The organism is Lentibacillus cibarius, from assembly GCF_005887555.1.
Taxonomy (GTDB): Bacteria; Bacillota; Bacilli; order Bacillales; family Amphibacillaceae; genus Lentibacillus; species Lentibacillus cibarius.
The window spans coordinates 2,667,444-2,683,731 of the sequence record NZ_VCIA01000001.1; the positions used below are offsets into that span (position 1 = coordinate 2,667,444).

13 protein-coding genes are annotated in these 16,288 nt (G+C 41.9%); 11 read left to right on the forward strand and 2 right to left on the reverse strand.

What is annotated here, in order from left to right:
- Positions 1–6 precede the first annotated feature (6 nt).
- The 7 genes from FFL34_RS13095 to FFL34_RS13125 all read left to right on the forward strand — a co-directional run bounded on the left by FFL34_RS13095 (position 7) and on the right by FFL34_RS13125 (position 9,421).
- The gene (locus FFL34_RS13095; protein ID WP_138603813.1) at positions 7–1,278 is read left to right on the forward strand and encodes a Glu/Leu/Phe/Val family dehydrogenase; all 1,272 of its coding nucleotides are present in this window, start codon (positions 7–9) and stop codon (positions 1,276–1,278) included.
- A 97-nt stretch (positions 1,279–1,375) separates the two neighbouring features.
- Positions 1,376–2,752, forward strand: a complete 1,377-nt coding sequence (locus tag FFL34_RS13100) for a sigma-54 interaction domain-containing protein (protein WP_171046371.1) — start codon at positions 1,376–1,378, stop codon at positions 2,750–2,752.
- Positions 2,753–3,021: 269 nt separating this feature from the next.
- Positions 3,022–4,641, forward strand: a complete 1,620-nt coding sequence (locus tag FFL34_RS13105; protein ID WP_138603815.1) for an amidohydrolase — start codon at positions 3,022–3,024, stop codon at positions 4,639–4,641.
- A gap of 89 nt (positions 4,642–4,730) precedes the next feature.
- Entirely contained in the window at positions 4,731–6,122 is a 1,392-nt protein-coding gene (locus tag FFL34_RS13110; protein WP_138603816.1) for an alanine/glycine:cation symporter family protein, read from the forward strand.
- 160 nt (positions 6,123–6,282) lie between these two features.
- The gene (locus FFL34_RS13115) at positions 6,283–7,221 is read left to right on the forward strand and encodes a DUF4349 domain-containing protein (protein ID WP_138603817.1); all 939 of its coding nucleotides are present in this window, start codon (positions 6,283–6,285) and stop codon (positions 7,219–7,221) included.
- 253 nt (positions 7,222–7,474) lie between these two features.
- A complete protein-coding gene (locus FFL34_RS13120; protein WP_138603818.1) occupies positions 7,475–8,881 on the forward strand; it encodes a hypothetical protein in 1,407 nt (468 codons plus the stop codon).
- Between the two features lie 42 nt (positions 8,882–8,923).
- A complete protein-coding gene (locus FFL34_RS13125) occupies positions 8,924–9,421 on the forward strand; it encodes a metallophosphoesterase family protein (protein ID WP_138603819.1) in 498 nt (165 codons plus the stop codon).
- Positions 9,422–9,467: 46 nt separating this feature from the next.
- Here FFL34_RS13125 and FFL34_RS13130 read toward each other — a convergent pair whose 3' ends face one another.
- A complete protein-coding gene (locus tag FFL34_RS13130; protein WP_138603820.1) occupies positions 9,468–10,085 on the reverse strand; it encodes an RsiV family protein in 618 nt (205 codons plus the stop codon).
- A gap of 232 nt (positions 10,086–10,317) precedes the next feature.
- On the opposite strand from FFL34_RS13130, the gene FFL34_RS13135 reads away from it, so the two are divergent.
- Both FFL34_RS13135 and FFL34_RS13140 read left to right on the forward strand, forming a co-directional pair.
- Positions 10,318–11,487, forward strand: a complete 1,170-nt coding sequence (locus FFL34_RS13135; protein WP_138603821.1) for a hydroxymethylglutaryl-CoA synthase — start codon at positions 10,318–10,320, stop codon at positions 11,485–11,487.
- Positions 11,488–12,047: 560 nt separating this feature from the next.
- Positions 12,048–12,248 carry a hypothetical protein gene (locus FFL34_RS13140; protein WP_138603822.1) on the forward strand — a complete coding sequence of 67 codons (201 nt, stop codon included), beginning with the start codon at positions 12,048–12,050 and terminating at the stop codon, positions 12,246–12,248.
- Positions 12,249–12,338: 90 nt separating this feature from the next.
- Here FFL34_RS13140 and FFL34_RS13145 read toward each other — a convergent pair whose 3' ends face one another.
- Entirely contained in the window at positions 12,339–13,301 is a 963-nt protein-coding gene (locus tag FFL34_RS13145; protein ID WP_234031500.1) for an arsenic resistance protein, read from the reverse strand.
- 467 nt (positions 13,302–13,768) lie between these two features.
- Here FFL34_RS13145 and istA point away from each other — a divergent pair, with 467 nt between their 5' ends.
- Both istA and istB read left to right on the forward strand, forming a co-directional pair.
- Positions 13,769–15,331, forward strand: a complete 1,563-nt coding sequence (gene istA, locus FFL34_RS13150) for an IS21 family transposase (RefSeq protein WP_138602606.1) — start codon at positions 13,769–13,771, stop codon at positions 15,329–15,331.
- Complete coding sequence (istB, locus tag FFL34_RS13155; protein ID WP_138600698.1) at positions 15,328–16,107, forward strand: IS21-like element helper ATPase IstB; 780 nt, start codon at positions 15,328–15,330, stop codon at positions 16,105–16,107. Before istA ends, istB begins: the two co-directional genes overlap by 4 nt.
- Positions 16,108–16,288: the final 181 nt, after the last annotated feature.

A 16,288-nucleotide genomic window follows, 5' to 3' on the forward strand; every position in this document is an offset into this window, starting at 1 on the left:
GGAAAAATGGCAAAAGCAATCGTGAATGAACAAGCAGAAGAATCGTTGGATTTAACAGCGTCCACACAAGTGATTATCAAAGAGGCACTGGATCACCTAGGCTACCCGGATGAAGTTTTCCAACTGCTGAAAGAGCCGATGCGCAGGCTTACTGTAAGGATACCCGTTAGGATGGATGATGGCAGCATTAAAATTTTCACCGGCTTTCGAACCCAGCATAGTGATGCAGTCGGGCCGACAAAGGGCGGTGTCCGGTTTCATCCGGAAGTTACCGCGGAAGAAGTCGATGCGCTTTCCATGTGGATGAGTCTAAAAAGTGGTATACCGGACATTCCGTATGGCGGTGGTAAAGGTGGCATTATATGTGATCCAAGAGAGATGTCCTTTCGGGAGTTAGAGGGACTAAGCCGTGGATACGTTCGCGCCATCAGCCAAATTGTTGGACCAACGAAAGATATTCCGGCACCGGATGTGTTCACCAACTCGCAAATCATGGCTTGGATGATGGATGAATACAGCCGGATCAGTGAATTCGATTCTCCGGGCTTCATTACTGGTAAACCAATTGCACTGGGTGGATCTCATGGACGTGAAACAGCAACAGCTAAAGGTGTTACTATCTGTATAGAAGAAGCAGCTAAGAAAAAAGGCATCAGCATACAAGGTGCTCGTGTTATTATACAAGGGTTCGGCAATGCTGGCAGTTATCTTGCCAAGTTCATGCATGATGAAGGGGCAAGTGTCGTAGGTATATCTGATGCGTATGGTGCGATATATGACCCGGATGGGCTTGATATTGACTATCTGCTGGAAAAACGGGATAGCTATGGTACAGTTACCAACTTATTCAATCACACAATTACCAACGAGGAACTGCTTGTCAGCGATTGTGACATTATCGTGCCAGCAGCTATAGCCAATCAGCTGACAAAGAATAACGCCAATGATATAAAGGCGTCGATTGTTGTGGAAGCAGCAAATGGGCCGACAACCCTTGAAGCCACAAAAATTATGTCCGAACGTGGCATCCTGATCGTACCGGATGTCCTAGCAAGCTCTGGAGGCGTAACTGCTTCGTACTTTGAATGGGTTCAGAACAATCAGGGCTATTATTGGAGTGAAGAAGAAGTAGCGAAGAAGTTACGTAATGTTCTTGTCAATTCCTTTGAGAAAGTTTACAATGCTTCTCAAACGCATCAGGTGCACATGCGCCTAGCAGCATACATTGTTGGTGTGCGGCGCATGGCGGAAGCTGCTCGTTTCAGAGGCTGGGTTTAAAACGAAACGTAAATGATATTACATGTGCCCAAGATGTCCGGGTATCCGGAATGATTGGGCACAATTATATTTGATATGTGTTAAGGAGAGGGGCAAGTTGCAAATAGATGCCAATACGATAAAAAACTTAGCAGACTATGATAATATTTTAGTCGTTGATAAGGAAGGAAAAACCCTTTTTTATGACCTCGCTGATCTGAATGTGCTAAGTGAACTCGGCCAGCGTCCTGAGGAATTTATCGGCAAGCATGTTACTACTTTCTATCAGGATTTAACAGAGGAGAACAGTACTGTCATGAATGTTCTGCGGAATGGGAAACCGCTCAGCCGTGTCAGACAGGAAATGACGACAATCAAAGGAAATGAAATTATATCCATCAGTTCCACTTATCCGATTACGGAAATAGAACAGGTAGTTGGAGCAATCGAATTTTCGAAGCGATATTATTTAAAAGAAAATATTCAATCCCTACATAAATATGCAGGGCATAAAGTGTACCGAAAAAATAATACCATTTATACGATTGATGATCTTATTACCGCTAATTCACGTATGGAATCTATTAAACAGCACATCCGCAAAATCTCTCGCACCAGCTCATCGGTCCTCCTCAATGGTCGAACAGGCACTGGAAAGGAAATAGTGGCACAGGCAATCCATAACTTGAGTGACCGGTATGCACAGCAATTTATTTCACTCAACTGCAGTGCTGTCCCTGAAAGCTTGATGGAAAGTACGCTGTTTGGAACAACCAAAGGAAGTTTTACGGGCTCAGAGGATATGCCGGGTGTCTTTGAACAAGCAGATGGCGGTACATTGTTTCTTGATGAAATTAACTCCCTTCCAGTACCCTTACAGGTAAAATTGTTAAAAGCAGTAGAGGAAAAAGCGGTCAGAAGAATCGGCGGAAAAAAGCCAATACCGCTAAACATCCGAATTGTATCAGCAACAAATGAAGAGCCGGACAAACTACTTGCTGAAAAGCGTCTACGTGAAGATTTATTTTACAGGCTCAGTGTCGTAGAGTTGAATCTGCCCGAGTTGGTAGAACGGAAGGAAGATATCCCTGTTCTGCTGGATTACTTTATTAACTTTTATAATACGCATATGAACATCCGAATTGACGGCGCGGAGGCAGACGTCCTTGAAACCTTTAAGCGGTATGATTGGCCCGGGAATGTCAGGGAATTGAAAAATGCAGTGGAAACTGCTTATAACAGTGTGAGTTCACGGATGATCACAATGGATGACATTCCCCGCCGTATATGTAAAGCTAAACAAATGAGTAAGCCTGCGCATACTGGTAGAGGGGCTAGTGATGTATCGCTGAAAGAAGCAGTGGAAAACTATGAACAAGCAATCATCGCAGCTCATTTGAAAGAAGCAAATGGTGTTATCGCAGAAACTGCAAGAAGACTGGATATGTCTAAACAATCGCTTAAATATAAAATTAATAAATACGAACTGATGTAAAAATAACTTTACGTAGAGGGGGGAAAATTTCCTCTCTTTTTTTATTGGTAAAAGAAAGTGCACGTTTTGTAAAAATATGAGGAAACATTTTTTACAAAAAATAAAAAGCGATACGAAAGGGCTTGCAGATGTATAAGAGATTTACTGCCACCTGTTTAAACAACATTGGCATAATTTTTGCATTTTATTTGTGCATACTATTAATTTAATATAATGAAAATTTGGAATTAATATGGGGAAATCAACTATATGCAGAGGAGAGGATCAACATGACGCAAGAGAGAGATATCATTTTTTACAATGGACGTATATTCACAGCTGATTCGGATCAGCCTTACGTCAATACGATGATTGTACGCAATGGAAAAGTAGTGTGGGTTGGAGACAATCCAGATGCAGAACGAACAGATGGAAGATGGGTGAATCTTCGTCAAAAGCGGGTACTACCGGGATTTATTGACGCGCACATGCACCCGTTGCACTTGGCGGCAGTTTCCGAGCAAATTCCATGCACACCGCCAAAGGTACATTCGATTAAAGATCTGCAGGAACAAATTAAGTGGCAGGCAGACCGTCAAGAAAATAATGACTGGATTCAGGGCTGGGGCTTTGATGAAGGGAAACTCACAGAAGGAAGAACACCAACCAGATGGGATTTGGATCATGCAGAAGCAGTCATTCCAGTTCTGTTGACACGAACGTGCGGCCATATTGCTGTCGCTAACAGTAAGGCACTGGAGATGGCAGGGATTGACAAAGATACACCAAATCCATCCGGCGGCCAGATTGACAGGGATGAAGATGGTGAACCAACGGGCGTTGTAAGAGAAACTGCTAAAGACTTGCTAGATGCGGTAGTACCGGAAACCACAATGGAAGAGGATGCAGAATTGCTAGCGTCTTCAAGTGAAAATTTACTGGCACATGGTATTACTGGCATAACCGACTTGATGGCAAGAAAAATTCCCACCGATGATGCGGATATGTACAGTCTGGCACAACGTAAAGGCCTTAAGCAGCGGGCAGTTCTTTACTATTTATGGAGTGAAATAAAAGACAATCCGAATATTGGCGTGGAGCGAAAGGACCGGCGCGAAGCAACTCATATAGGAGGCATTAAAGTTTTTTCAGATGGCAGTGTTTCCGGCCGTACAGCGTGGGTCAGCACACCATTTCTCGGTAATGATGATAACTATGGGATTTCAACTACATCGGAACCGGAACTGCTGACAGCCGCTGATGCCGCGAAGAAGAATGGCGTGCAACTGGTGATTCATGCCATGGGTGAGCAGGCAATTGCATTCATTGTTGACACATTGGAGCATGTGAATGGCTGGCTTGACGATGCGCCATCTATCCGGATTGAACATGCTTCATTCCCTTCAGGTGATATCCTCGACCGGGCAGCAGAAGCCGGTATTGGAATTGTTACACAGCCAATTTTTCTATATGCGGAGATTGAGAGCTATTTGAACAATCTCGGCTCGGGACGGACAAAGAGCTCCTATCCAATCCGCACGATGCTTGAAAAAGGCATGCAAGTAGCAATTTCATCGGACGCACCAGGCAATGCGTGGCATGATACGGTCGATCCGTTTGTCGGTCTGAAAGGAGCGGTGACTCGAAAAGCGCACGATGATACTGATGTCGGACAAAATCAGCGAATAAACCTGGAAACGGCTATAGTTCTGTACACAAGGGAAGCTGGAAAAATAACCCGTATTCCGGATGTTGGCCAATTGACTCCGGGGTATCATGCTGATTTTATGATTTTAGACAGAGACATCCTTCAAACAGGGCCAGAAGAACTTGACAATGTGCGTGTCCTACAGACGTATATGGGCGGCGAGTTAGTCTATGAAGAAGAAACTGCAGGGCATAAAGGATAAAAAGAAATCTTTTTATGCGTCGATACTGAAAGCGTATACATGATCGTAGTAATTTAACTGAATAAATAAAATATATGGGGGGGAACGGAATGGAGGCAATAATGGATACCATTGCCGTTATTTCAGAATATACTGCTATTCCACTTATCTTATTGATTATTGGTGGTGGTATCTTCTTAACAATTCGGCTGGACTTTTTTCAATTTAGGTATTTTCCGCATATTATAAAACGAACAGTTGGAGGTATATTCAGGAAGACGGAAGCTGGAGAGGGGACAGTCACTCCGTTTCAAGCAGTATCCAGTGCACTAGCATCAACAGTAGGGTCAGCCAATATTATTGGTGTTCCAGTCGCGATTGCTTTCGGAGGTCCTGGGGCAGTCTTTTGGATGTGGCTTGTCGCATTGATTGGCATGGCAACGAAATATTCGGAGGTAGTCCTTGGCATTACATATCGTATTGTCAATAAAAAAGGCGATTATGTCGGTGGTGCGATGTATTATATGGATAAAGGATTGGGATGGAAGGGATTTGCGGTCATGTTTGCGGCGATACAAGTAATTTTTGTATTCGCCAGTACGTCCGTTCAGTCTAATTCATTGGCAGTTACAATGAAATCTTCCTTTCAAATTCCGACGATTGTAACCGGAATTGTTATCAGCGGAATTATCTTATTAGTGATGCTGGGTGGAATCAAATCGATTGGTCAATTTGCAGAAAAATGTATACCTACTATGGTTACTGTATATATGTTAGCGGCCTTAATTGTTATTGTTGCTAATATTGATGCCGTTCCGCACGCATTTTTTATGATATTTAAACATGCATTCACGCCAATTTCTGCGATGGGTGGATTTGCTGGAGCGGCTATTGCGGCCATTATCCGTTGGGGTGTAGCAAGAGGTGTTTATTCCAATGAAGCCGGTATGGGCAGTGCTTCAATAGCCCATTCGGGTGCGAAAAATGAGCATCCGGCAACGCAAGGTTTCTGGGGTGTCTTCGAAGTATTTGTTGATACAATTCTGGTGTGTACGGTCACAGCACTGGTTATTTTGACAACAGATGTATGGACAGTTATTGATGCGGAGAATGCTGCCTCCATGACAATGGCGGGCATGGCGGATGTATTTGGTCAAGAACTTGCCGGTATTATTGTCAATATATGTTTGTTTTTCTTTTCTATTACAACGATTCTTATGATTGTCTATTTTGGAGAAAAACAATCAGAGTATCTGTTCGGTCACAAAACATCATTAATATTCCGTTATGTTTATATTGGTGCCGTATTATTTGGCTCAACCGGCAGTCTGCTACTTGTTTGGTCATTGCTGGATGTTCTTATCGCATTAATGGTTGTACCGAATATGATAGCGCTTATTTCTCTAAGTGGAAAAGTCAGAGAAATAACAAGAGATTATTTCACTAGACATTACAAAGAAGCTTCGAACTTTGATAACAGTAATGAAGAAAAAAGTGTATGATACTGTGCTAAAACTAATAGTTAAGCAAAAACCCTCTGTGATTGGAACTGCATCACGGAGGATTTTTTTAAGGGACTCTGATATTTCATTATGTAACTTTTTATTAGCAGAGACCGACAGTATTGACAACAAAACTTTTTCTTAGATACGGGGGTCAAGTATGAAAAAAAGACTTTTTATGTTTATTGTCATTACTGTCAGCATGTTGATAGCTGGCTGCAGCAATGAATCAGGGAACAATGATTCGAGCGCTGATCGGGCGAGCGAGGAGCAAGCCGTTGATAAAAATGAATCTTTTACAACAGTTGATGATGCTTCCAGGGGACAAAAGAAAGCCGGGACTGAACAGGAAAAGGGCAACGACAGCAAAGACAAAGCAGCATCAAAATCTAAAAAGACTGCCGATGCCGATCGGAAAGTTATTTATCATGCCAATCTGCATATCGAAGTGAACAATTATGAAAAAGCAGCAGCTGATATCAGGAAACAGGTGAACGAACGGGGCGGCTATATCGTTGAATCAAGTATGCAAGGCGGTGCTGAGGATGGGGCAGCGAGTGGACAGATTACGGCACGAATTCCACAGAAACACTTTCGGGAATTTATCCAGCTGGTGGAAGACGGCAGCAAAAAGGTCGTAAACAGCTCCATTTCCGGTCAGGATGTGACAGAGGAATATGTTGATTTGAAATCGCGACTGGAGTCCAAACGAGTCGTGGAAAAACGGCTGCTTTCCTTTATGGAACAAGCCAAGAAAACAGAAGATCTGCTCGACATTTCAGAGGATCTGGCAAAAGTACAGGAGGAAATCGAGCAGATAACCGGTCGGATGAATTATTTACAGAATAAGGTAGACCTCGCCACCGTCACCATTCGGATGGAAGAAAAGAATGTCACTATTACAAGTGAAGAGGATTTAAATACATGGGAAAAAACGAAACAGCAGCTCATGAAAAGCATTAACTTTCTCCTATCGGCGTTCTCAGGGCTATTTGTCTTCATCATTGGCAATCTACCAGTGCTAATTATATTGGGGATTATTGGTGCGGCTGTATATTGGATCATCAGAAGGCGGTGGAAGAACAAGCGGGAAGAATAAGGTTTTATAACAGGAATTGTCTCCTTAAAATTGGATTCAGGACAACTACAGACCCCATGTTTGGCGTTTTTACAAAGAACTCTGGCGTTTTCATGTTAGTTTTTGGCGTTTTTGCAGTAAACTTTGGCGATTTCCTGCTAAACTTTGGCGTTTTTGCCAAAAGCTAGATGGATTCGTTTTCCTTCACGAACTTATGCGTTATACTGATTAGCGTCTACATTCTTTTAACGTTGGATTATGAAGGAGTATGGGAATGGATGGATTCGTTTTAAGGGGACTGCGGCTGTCTATTTTTCTGTACGCTCTCTTACACTTTATCAATTACTATTTACAAATCAATGTCATATCGACTATACATGCCGGCATCGGTCTTGTCATGCTGGTTCTGGCGGCGACGTATTTAACACTGCATCGTTTCAAATTGCCGCTTTTCCTTCTCACAGGCGGCGTTGTCATTTTGGTGCTGACCGGCGGATTTAATGTCGGGAATATGCGTAACGGCCTGCTGCAAATGAGCGATATTATCGGTTTGCTCGCGGTAGTTCCGATGATTGGCTGGGTATTGCGCCAGGAGCCTTATATTGAGGAATTGATTGGTCTTGCTCACAAGCTACTAGATTCCAGCCGAAAGTTTTATTTTGTCATGGTTTTATTCACACATATGCTTTCGTACTTTTTATTATTTGGTGTCATTCCGCTGATGTATCAATTTGTAAGTAACATTTTGCAACATCAGCGGGGAGAGGCGTGGGAATATTTTAAAGGATCGGCGCTGCTGCGTGGATTTGCGTTGTCAACCATGTGGATCATTAGCATACCAAGCTTTGCCTTTGCGGTTGATGCGTTAAATGCACCACTTTGGAAGGCTATTCTGCAAGGCTTTTTTGTTGCGGCAGCTGCTTTAATGATGGCTGTTTTATTTTCCTATTTTGAAGAAAAACGTTATGGGATTGACTTTACTTCTGAAATTAACACAGAAATAGCGGCAGTACTTGAGCGATCGTCTGACAAAAGAGTGCAGCTGCGCATGGCGATCGAATTTACTTTCCTGTTTATTACGTTATTCGGGACTATTTTTCTATTATATGAAATGCTTGCTGTTAAGCTGATGCTGCTGATTCCGTTTGTGATTATTGTGTGGGCCAGTATGTATTTCTTCGTAAAACGTAAGCCGAAAAATATGCTCACTGAAATGAAAGATTACTATGTAAATGGTCTGTCATCGAAGGCATATCAGTTCAGTGTGCTGACATCAGCTGGTGTGATTATATTTGCCATGAACCAGAGCGGAATCGGTGAGACGCTTATTAATGGCATCTATTCGTTTCAGGAAGTTGTTCCGTTTTTCAATATGCTATATTTCCTGCCATTTATTGTGATTATTCTTGGCTTTATGGGGCTCGGGCCACTGACGGTTATGGTGTTGGTGGCAGGTATTCTGGAAAGCATCTCACTTCCGTATTCACCGGAATTGATTGTGCTTGCGGTCACATCGGGAAGTGCAATATCGATTCTATTATCCCCATTGATCATGCCAGTCATCATCCTGAGTGGAACTAATGGATTAAGTGCATTTAAAAACGGGCTGAAATTTAACTATAAGTATGCAATCGCTCTATATGTCATGGTACAATGTTACATTCAATGGATGGTGAGCTAAGGATTGTTTTCCGGCTCGGTGCCGTAAAAAGGAGGCGTTCACATGCGGATAGTCGTTACAGCGGACACGCATATGCCGAATAAAGGCAAACAGCTACCGGCCCGATTAACCAAAGAGCTAACGAAGGCTGATCTGATTATTCATGCAGGCGACTGGAAGACGATGGATGTATATGAAGCATTGTGCGAATACGGAGAAGTAATCGGTGTTTACGGCAATGTGGATGATGAAGCGGTGAAAAAGCAGTTACAAGCGAAGGAAACTTTTTCTATAAACGGATATAACATTGGTGTCGTTCATGGCCACGGGGAGAAAAAGACGACGGAGAAGCGGGCAATTGAAGCATTTGATGGAGAAAATATGGATGTTATCATCTTTGGTCATTCGCATATCCCGTTAGTTCGCTATGTTAAGAAACAGCTGCTTATAAACCCTGGGTCACCAACGGATAAACGGTCGCTTCCGCATTATTCATTTGCCATTCTCGATATTGCTGAAGACATACATGCTGACCTCATTTTTTTCCGGGACAAAAATTGAGGCCAGCCTGCGAATAAGAAACCGGACAGACCGGCGTTCAATTCTTTTAATTGTTCGTAGCCATACGGCCGAGGGGGCCGGTTTCACTGATGATATCTTGTAGCTCATAAACGGAAATCGGAAATATCGGAAACCCGAATGAATGCGGCGTGTACTCAAAAAGCTGGAAATAAATGACGAGTGTTTTGTCAGCGATATAAAACGACTGATCCGGACTGATTCTAGTGAATTCATTAATGGTCGGGATATCGCGTGCGGCTATTTGTCTTTTGATGATATCCGAGATGCGTCTGGTATAGTTACTACCGGGCTTGAATAAATCTCGCAGCCGGCACTCTTTCCCGTTCTGCAGATCAAATGTTGAAGAATTCATGTAAGTTATCCCGTTTGCCGCCATGTGATATATGGCGTAGTTGGATTGTGTTAAACTTAATACCCCGCGCTGGTTGTTCTTTATCTCGAATTCGCCGACCATTTCTGCAATGCTCCCTGACATATCGCTAACTTGTTTGTTAATAAGCTCCTGTGTTTTTCGGATAATTGATTGGTTGATAAACCCTTGCAAAGACTGATTTGCCATTCTGGCCTGGGGGTAAATAACCTGTTGATTAGGCCCTCCGCTCACGCTAAATGGTTCAATTTGGACTGGTAATGAAACAGGCATACCGTCTCCTCCTTTTTATCGTGTACTGTGCCCATTGTATGCCGGAAAGGAAAATGTGTGCTGCCCGTTGTTTTAATGCAAAGATACTAATGAATGTTTAATTTTTTTCGCATTGTTTTTCATGGCATCCTGTATTATCATTGAATGTATAATTTTTATTGTGAAAGTAATCACTAATGATTCCGCTTGTAAACATGAAGACGAAATTGATTGAAAAAGGGGTATGACGACGTTGCAAATAGGTATTGATAAAATAGGGTTTTATACTCCCCATATTTATGTGGATATGAATAAACTTGCTGAACGGCGAAATGTGGAGCCGGAAAAATTTACGATTGGCATTGGTCAGGAAAAAATGGCGATTGCACCGATTACACAAGATGCTGTCACGATGGCGGCGAATGCGGCATTGGAGATTGTCGATGAAAAAGATAAGGAAGCAATTGATTTCGTTATCTTTGGAACCGAATCAGGTATTGACCACTCCAAGTCTGCGGCCATTTATGTTCATCATTTGCTTGGCTTGCATGAAAATGCTCGATCGATTGAGCTGAAGCAGGCATGCTACGGTGCCACTGCCGGCATTCAGATGGCAAAAAGTCACGTTGCACTGCATCCCGAGAGTAAGGTCCTTGTGCTTGGGTCGGATATTGCACGCTACGGATTGGAAACCTCTGGTGAAGCGACGCAGGGAGCAGGAGCAGTTGCTTTATTGATCAGTGCCGATCCCGACATCTTGGCATTAGATCATGATAGTGCCTTCAAGACGGATGAGGTCATGGACTTCTGGCGGCCGATTCATTCGGATAAGGCGCTAGTTGATGGCAAACTTTCCAATGAACAATACATTGCTTTCTTCGCGAACGTATGGGAACAATATAAGGCAAAAACAGACGCCACGTTAGCCGACTTTGAAGCAATTACTTTCCATTTACCGTATACGAAAATGGGCAAAAAAGCACTCAAAGCCGTACTTGACGAGGGTGCAGATGAGGATACGGAGCGCTTGATGACGAACTATCAAATCAGCGCGGAATACAACCGGATTGTTGGCAATATTTATACCGGATCGCTCTATTTAAGTTTGCTTTCACTGCTTGAGAACAAGGAAGACCTCCAGCCGGGAGCGCGAATTGGATTGTTCAGTTATGGCTCCGGTGCGGTCGGTGAATTTTTTGCTGGTACCTTGCAGTCCAACTACCGGAAGCAGTTGCCTTTAGGTAAACACAATCAATTGCTGGAATCCCGGACTGAAGTGAGTGTGTCGGAATATGAGGCGATTTTTGAAGAAACACTGCCAACCAATGGATCAGACGTCACACTGGACACGGCCGGTGACCCGGCGGAGATATGTCTGGCAGGCGTGAAAGATGATATGCGGCAGTATGTTCGTAAAGGTTAGTAGGACTAGCGAGCGTGATGGATATAAAAATGGGTGCCCAACCTTGCTAAGGATTTCATTTTTGGTGGAGAAAAACTGAATGAATAAGAAAGTATCATACCGATTAACATAGCAATTGTAATTGGTATGATATTTTTTTGTTGACATGATTAAAAGTCTAATTATAATCATTGCTAGGTTAAGTGGTTTTATAGCGTGTACGAAAAAATTTTTTCAAAAAAGATACTAGAAACGTAAGTAGTTCCGTTTCTGTGGAGAAAATTTGAAATACCATAATAAATAGCAGACCAAATTGCATAGTTATTTGGTCTGCTATTTTACCTTGTACATCAACACTGAACTTTTTAAACCAATAAGGTTATTGTTATTTTATGTTAAAATAAAAGTAGCGTTTGTTAAAACTAACTGGCAATTTAGTGCAATAGCAATGATTAACTGATATTCAACGAACGGAGCCATTTCATTGATTTACTAAGGTTGTGAATTGGTGAACTTAAACTAACGGTGCAGGTTTATGTAATAAGAAAGTGATAAAATAAGGAGAAAGGAGAGATGTTGAAATGGTTATACAATCGAATATGTCACCAGCAGCAATTGTTGATGTTTGGAAAGAAACGGAATATGTTTTTATGAAACATAAAATACCACTTACTAAACAATCATTAGAGACATTGGTTGAAAATAAACGTCTACCTTCGCTACTACAAGAATTGAATTCAGTTGTTGGTAGTTCTACCGCAACTTGTATAGAAGGTGGCTGACAAATGCCAATTAAAAAGGAGTAGGTTACTCCTTATATTACTAAAATGAACAGTCGAAAGCACACACCATTGCGAGTGCTTTCGACTGTTTTATGTGCTTCTACGATTCGAAATAAATAATAAAAGCTGAGATATGATAGCCAGAATAGGCAATTCCAATAATGGACCTATAACTAACGTTAAAGCGATTAAAGGTTGGTCTGGGAACGCAGTCATAGCAATCGCTAAAGCGATTGGAGAATTTCTTGCTAAAGTAGTTAAGCTTAAACTTGTTCTGTTGGAGTTAGGAAACCTCATAAGCTGTCCAACCTTTTGACCAACAAAGAAGTTTATAGTGAAAAACAAAAGAATAGGTATGGTAATTTGCCACATTAAATCTAAATTATCCAGCAGTAATTGCCCTTGTGAAGCAAACATGGCAACGATTGCAAGGCTTAGAAAAATAATTGGTAACACGCTAAGGTTGGATATAAGGTTCTCTCTTAGCTGCTCCTTGTTTCTCAAGATCATTTTTGTTAAAACAGCTAAAACTAAAGGTATGAATAAAACAATTAGAATACTTTCTACTAGAAACCCAAGTTCTATAACTCCAGTAGTTCCGCCAAAAATAAGAAGATAAATAGGCAACAAAATGACTTGTAAAATTAAGTTTAAAGGTAAGATTGCTGTTGATAACGCAACATTTCCTTTTGCTATCCCTGTAAAGATTAAGTACCAGTCAGTGCATGGTGTAACCATGAGCATGATAAATCCAATATACAACGCTGGATTATCACCTAAAAATACCATTGCTAGCAACCATGCTAGGATAGGTGTCCAGACAAAGTTTATAATGACTGAAGTATATGTAAACTTGATGTTTTTAAAAGCTTTCTTTATTTCTTCAATAGGAATTTGTAAGAAAGTAATGTAAAGCATCGCCACTAATAAAGGAACAATAAATCTTTCCGCACTATCTTTTATTAGTTCTACTTGTCCTATACCTATACCAATTATTACTGCTAAGAAAATAATAAGTGTATATAGTTTTTCAAATAAGTTCGTCGTTATCACCACCTACAAAGAATAATATAATGCCATAAATAATTTTACCATACATTGACTGTTTTGCTTATTAAACAATACCAGCCAATAGCAGAAAATGACTATTCCAGAATCGGGCTGTGACTGCTAAACTAAAGTAGACAGATATTGCTAAATAAAAATGAACACTTTTGGGGGGGCGTTGCATTGGGCAGGCCCCGGCCGGGGCCTGCCCAATGCAACGGTAACTGAATCTCCTTTTACATGTTTTCATTTTGATTCTGTCAACGATTCATTTGCACCTTGAAAATTGAATATTTTTTAAATGTTGGAGGGCGTAGCTTCGTAATGAGCATTTGCTTGCGGAGCAAGCTAATGCGAATGAGAAGGAAGCAAGCGTGAGCGCGGTAGTCTACATGCTCTATTTTAAAAAGACGCACGCCATTTCGATATGATAGGTTAATAGATATCATCAAAGAAATGGAGTGTATGGAAAGGTGGACAAGTTCAGAGTGTACACGGACATACGGCAGCTTTACCAGCAGGGGTTTAAAGTTGCTCAGATCGCCAGAAAGCTTGGCATCTCACGAACAACTGTTTATGATTATCTGAATCGGGAGCCTGAGGAAATGTCTATTTGGGTTGCCGGCACAAAGGAACGCTCTAAAAAGCTTGATCCTTATGAAAATGAGATCTTTTCCTGGTTGAAAAAGCACCCCGACCTTTCGGCCGCGCAGATACAAGATTGGCTCTTAGAGAAACACGGAAATATGGATGTTGCGGCCAGTACCGTTCGCAATTATGTCAGCCAATTACGAGGGCGGTATCATATTCCTAAAGTATTACATGTGCGAGACTACGAGGCCATTCCCGATCCCCCCATGGGGCAACAGGCACAGGTTGATTTTGGTGAGACAAAACAACAGACGACGAAAGGAGAGGAAAAAAAGCTTTACTTTATCTGCCTTGTCCTGTCGAATTCACGGTATAAAACAGTGATGTGGTGGGATCGGCCGTTTACGACGAAAGACGTTATCCAGGCGCATGAGACATTCTTTGAACAACTTGATGGAATGCCTGAAGAAATCGTTTATGACCAGGATCGTGTCATTCTTGTCGATGAAAATGCCGGCGACCTCATTTTTACAGCAGACTTTCAGAAGTATCGAGAGGAACGGGGATTCCGGGTTTATATGTGCAAGAAAGCTGATCCGGAGTCAAAAGGACGAGTTGAAAATGTTGTGGGATTCGTCAAAAATGGTTTTGCCAAACATCGTGTTTTTGACAACATTGATAAATGGAACGAGACGTGTCAGGAATGGCTGGATCGAACCGGTAACGGCAAAATACACAATACAACAAAAAAGAAACCGGACACGGTGTTTCAAATAGAAAAGAAACACTTGCGCCCAGTCATTCCTAAAGCAAATATACTTAAAAAAGATGATTTTAGTATAACAGTAACGGTGAGGAAGGACAACACTATCCTATACGATGGCAATCGTTATTCCGTGCCACTTGGTACCTATCAACATGGGGAGTCCAATCAGGTTCATCTTTTAAATAAAGGTGAGATACTGACCGTGATTGACGGAAACGGCGAGATCATCGCTGAACACAAAATCGATAACCGAAAAGGAGAACTCATTCAAGCGTCTAATCATCGCAGGGATCGTTCAAAGGATATTGAAGCCTATATCCAAAGCTTGGCTTCACGTTTTGAAAATCCGAATCGGGCGACGACTTATTTGGGGGAAATTCGTAAATGTTACCCACGTCACGCTAGAGACCAGCTCCAAGTCATAGCGAAATGCACGAAAAACAGCGATAGCCAGCGAATGGAACAGGCATTAATAATGTGTGTGGATAATAGATTATATTCCGGAAATGATTTTCGAGACGTCTTAAACCACCTGCATCAGGAGGAATCAGAGAGCACAGATCAGGCAATGGAGAATGACGTTTCTTCACCCGTTCATAAATCTTATGAGAATTGTCAGCCAACGACTAGGGCTTTGACCGATTATATCAGCATTCTGGAAGGAGGTTCTTCTACATGACATCAACAGGCCATCTTGAACAGCAATTGCGCACATTACGGCTTTCAGAAACGGCACAACAACTCCCTGAAATGATTACGGAGGCGGAGAAACAAGACGCCTCCTACCAGGAGTTTCTTGCCCGTTTATTGAATTACGAACAAAAACGCCGAGAGGAGAAACGGATTGAGCGCAACATGAAATGGGCGGCATTTCCTTTTCACAAAACGTTGGAGGAATTCGATGTTCATGAACAAACAGCGTTGAGTCAAAAACAGCTGAATCAACTAAAAGAACTAACGTGGCTGGACCAACTATATAATTTAATTCTGTTGGGGCCACCCGGCGTAGGGAAAACCTTTCTGGGTGTTGCGCTGGGGATTGAGGCCATTTATCGGGGTTACCAGGTTTCGTTCCTGCCAATGGGCGAATTGGTTCATATTCTTAAAACAGCAGATGTCATTCGCAAATCGCAAACAAGAAAAAAGCGTATCCTTAAGTCGGATCTCGTTATCATTGATGACTTAATGTATATGGCCATGAATCAACAGGAGGCGAATCTGTTTTTCCAACTGATTAATGAATTATATGATCAATCTACCATCATTTTCACCTCAAATAAGGGGCCGAAAGATTGGGGAGACCTTCTTGGGGATCCGGCCACTACCACGGCCATCCTCGATCGTATTTTACATCGCGCGGAGGTAATCCAAATGGATGGGGAAAGTTACCGAATGAAATACAGAAAATCCATTTTTGGCGAAGAAAATGAACAGGATAAAAGTGTTCAAAATTAATTAGCAAAAAGTGTTCAATTTCACTTGACGCTCACACGGGCGCAATCGCGGCATAAATCATTGCGTCTTTAACGCCATATAAGGGCTATATTGTGAAATAATGAGGAGGGTTTATCATTTCAATTTCTTTATTATTTTTAATTTTGATAGGCGTTATTGTGCTTTTAATGTGTGTTGTTCC